Source organism: Rhodococcus chondri (genome assembly GCF_036327435.1).
GTDB lineage: Bacteria > Actinomycetota > Actinomycetes > Mycobacteriales > Mycobacteriaceae > Rhodococcus > Rhodococcus chondri.
Genome location: NZ_JAUZMZ010000278.1, coordinates 1 through 3,871 on the forward strand (window position 1 = coordinate 1; position 3,871 = coordinate 3,871).

Annotated in this window: 1 protein-coding gene and 1 pseudogene; both read left to right on the forward strand. The window is 69.1% G+C overall.

All coding sequences use genetic code 11. The annotated features are described in order from the left end of the window. A pseudogene (locus Q8814_RS24915) lies at positions 1–268 on the forward strand (PLP-dependent aminotransferase family protein); the annotation flags it as partial. A 130-nt stretch (positions 269–398) separates the two neighbouring features. After that, on the forward strand, positions 399–3,710 hold the full coding sequence (locus tag Q8814_RS24920; RefSeq protein ID WP_330154640.1) for a protein kinase domain-containing protein: 3,312 nt from the start codon (positions 399–401) through the stop codon (positions 3,708–3,710). Positions 3,711–3,871 lie beyond the last annotated feature (161 nt).

Sequence of the window (3,871 nt, forward strand, 5' to 3'; positions counted from 1 at the left end):
GGAGTACACCGTCGGGCAGGGCGGCATGTCGCTGTGGGCGCGGATGCCGGAGCCGGTGTCGACGGCCCTTGCCGCGACCGCCCCCAGTCACGGTGTGGTGCTCGCAGCCGGGCCCAGATTCGGTGTGCAGGGCGCGTTCGAGAGGTTCGTGCGCCTGCCCTACACCCAGCCGCCGGTCGCGCTGCGCCGCGCGGTCGCCTCGGTCGCCGCCGCGTACGACGCTCTGGCCCTGGGCCGGAATCTCCACGAACCGCGTCTGGTCGTCTGACCGCGCGCGGCGGGATGAAACCCGTTGCGCCGACGGCCGGTCGCGGGGACGGCTGCGGCTATATCCTCGAAAGAGGTGAATTCGCAAACCGGACGCGACGCCGTTGCCGAGTGGAATGTGAGGACATACCGTGGCAGGGCAGGATCCGCTGCCGACCCAGCGCCACATCGGGCCGGTAACCGGCCCCGATGTCGTCGAGGAACTTGCTGCCGCCGGATTCACCGACGCGGTGGAGATCGGCCGTGGGGGGTTCGGGCTGGTCTATCGCTGCCGGGAGGTTGCACTCGACCGGGTCGTCGCGGTCAAGGTACTGACTTCGGGTCCGGACCCCGACAATCTCGAGCGGTTCCTGCGTGAGCAGCGTGCGATGGGACGGCTGTCCGGGCACCCGCACATCGTGCACATCTTCCAGATCGGCACGACCGAATCGGGCCGGCCCTACCTGGTGATGCAGTACCACCCGAAGGATTCGCTCGATGCGCGGATCCGCCGGTCGGGGCCGGTGGGCTGGCAGGAAGCGTTGCGGATCGGGGTCAAATTGTGCGGCGCGCTCGAGACCGCACACCGGCTCGGAGTGGCCCACCGCGACGTCAAACCCGCCAACATCCTGCTCACCGATTTCGGCGAGCCCCAGCTCACCGACTTCGGTATCGCGCGCGTGCGCGGAGGGTTCGAAACCTCGGCAGGCGAAGTCACCGGCTCACCGGCGTTCACCGCGCCGGAAGTGCTCGCCGGAAGCACGCCCACCGCAGCGTCCGACGTGTACAGCCTCGCGGCCACCCTGTTCTGTGCGCTCACCGGGCACGCTGCGTTCGAGCGGCGCAGCGGTGAACGGATGGTCGCGCAGTTCGTACGGGTGACCACCGAACCCGTCCCGGATCTCCGGACCACCGGCATCCCCGACGCCCTGTGCGAGGCGATCGAAGAGGCCATGTCCGTCGATCCGTCGGGCAGGCCCGCGACCGCCGCCGAATTCGGGGAGTCGCTGCGCAGTATCCAGGTAGCGGAGGGACTGACCCCCGACGAACTGCTCGTCGCCGGTGACACGGGCGCAGTCGGAACGGGCGCGCTCCACGGTGCGCCGGGTACCGCGCCCCCCACGGGCGAGCGCAGTACCCGGCGGACGGGTTCGCCCTCGAGATCGACGACACCCCCCGTCCCCGCGACCAGATTCCGGCCTCCGGTACCCGGCCGCCGGTTGGTGGCGCGGCGGCGGCTGCTCGACGTGCTCGGTGCCGAGCAACGCAGAAGGCTCGTCGTCGTGCATGCCCCGGCGGGATACGGGAAGACGATGCTGGCCCTCCAATGGCGCTATGTCCTCGACCAGCAGGACGTTCCGGTGGCGTGGCTGAACGTCGACCACGACGACAACAACGTCGTGTGGTTCCTCGCGCACCTCGTCGAAGCGATCCGGCAGGTCCGGCCCACGCTCGCACAGGAACTGGGGCAGGTCCTCGACGAGCACGGCGACGAGGCCGAACGGTACGTGCTCACGTCGCTGATCGACGAGATCCACGCCGAGGGTTGCCGGATCGTCCTGATCGTCGACGACTGGCACCGCATCACCCATCACGCGACGATCGCGGCGATGGCGTTCCTGCTCGACAACAGTTGCCATCACCTGCAGGTGATGGTGGTGGGGCGCACCCGCACCGGACTGCCGATGAGCCGCATGCGTGTCCTCGGCGAACTGATCGAAATCGACTACAGCATGCTGGCTTTCGACCGCGAGGAGGTGCGCGAGTTTCTCTGCGACCACTGTTGTCTCGAGCTCGACGACTCGCTGATCGACGACCTCACCACCGCCACCGACGGCTGGCCCGCCGCACTGCAGCTCGTATCGATGTCGCTGCGCTGCCACGACAATCCCGGAGATCTCGTCGCCCACCTGTCCGGTCGGCATCGCGGGATCGGTGAGTTCCTCACCGAGAATGTTCTCGCAGCCCTCGACCCGGACCTCGTCGAGTTCCTGCTCACTGCGGCCGTCACCGAACGCACGTGCGGCAGTCTGGCATCGGCTCTCAGCGGCCGCGGCCGCGGGCAGGCGATGCTCGAGGAGATCGAGGAACAAGACCTGTTCCTGCACAGCGTGGACGACGAGGGACGCTGGTTCCGGTTCCAGCCGCTGTTCGCCGAATTCCTGCGGCAACGCCTCGAGCGGGACTTTCCCGACCGGCTCGCCGGGCTGCACCGCACCGCCTCGAACTGGTTCGCGGAGCATTCCATGACGAGCGAGGCCGTCGACCACGCGCTCGCCGCGGCGGACGACGAGCGTGCCGTCGATATCGTCGAGCACGACGGACGCATGCTGCTGGCGAACGGTCAGGCCAACACCCTGCTCGGTCTCGCCGCGAAACTCCCGCGCCGCGCGGTGGTGTCCCGGCCGCGGCTGCAGCTCACACTCGCGTGGGCGAACATCGTCATCCACCATCCTCAGCGCGGCCTGCATGCGCTGGACCTGGTCGAATCGGGCATTGCGGCGGGCTGGGTAACCGGGGAGGAAGCCGACGACATGACCGTCGAGACCGAGGTGGTGCGACGCCTCCTCGACGTGCGCGCCGACCGCACCGGCCGGATGGGTGACCTCGTCGAACACGTACTCGCACGCGCCGGCTCGCTGGCGCCGCTGGTGGTGTCGACGGGACTCAACGCCGCGACGTTCGACGCGATTTACCGCGGCGAGTTCGCCGAGGCGCAGCGGCTGCAGTCGCTGGCCGAGCCGTACCACGAACTCAACGGCGGGCCCTACAACCTCATGCACGGGTACGCGCTACGCGGTCTCGCAGCGCTCGAACAACTCCACACCGAGACGGCCGGGGAGTACTTGCGGGAGGCGTTCCGGCTCTCGTGTGCCGGTAGCGGCCGGCATTCCTCGCCGGCATTGCTCGCCGGCTCGGTGCTGGGGGAGTTCCTGTACGAGCAAGGCGAAATCGACGAAGCCGAACGCCTGCTCGACGACGGTTACGCGCTCGGCGCCGAAGGCGGAGTCGTCGATTTCAAGATCGCGCGGTATGTCGTCGGTGCCCGCATCAAAGCTCTGCGCGGCGATCAGGAGACTGCGACGAACCGGTTGCACGACGGTGCCCGTGCCGCCGCCACGATGCGGCTCGACCGATTGGCGGCAGCCGTGGAGAACGAACGCGTCCGGCTGGGTCTGCCGCCGCTGCCGGGAACGAGTGCGCGGCCGGTCGCCGAATACGGGAAACACCCGCGACCCGAAACGGGAACCGCCCTGCACACCGCCCAGCTGGACGAGGAAACCGCGATCCTCCTGCTGGTGGCCGACCCCACCCCCGACAACATCGACCTCGCATGCCGGTGGGCCCAGGAATGGGTGACCCTGCTGAGTGAGCGTGGTTTTCCGCGGCGCGCGCAGCGAGCCGAGCGGCTACTCGCCGAGTGCCGGGCCGCAGCACGCGAGCGGCGCCCGGCCGAACCGTAGGGTCCGGGCGGGCGCCGTCGGTGGGGTCCGGGTGGCTAGCCTCGATTTTTCGCGCGGCCTGACCGGAGGTCGGGTTTGCGTCGTTCGATGCTGATTTCAGTGTCAGGGCACGAGGATGCACCCGACACCGCTCGGGTGGGAGCCCGGTTCCACGGTCCGGG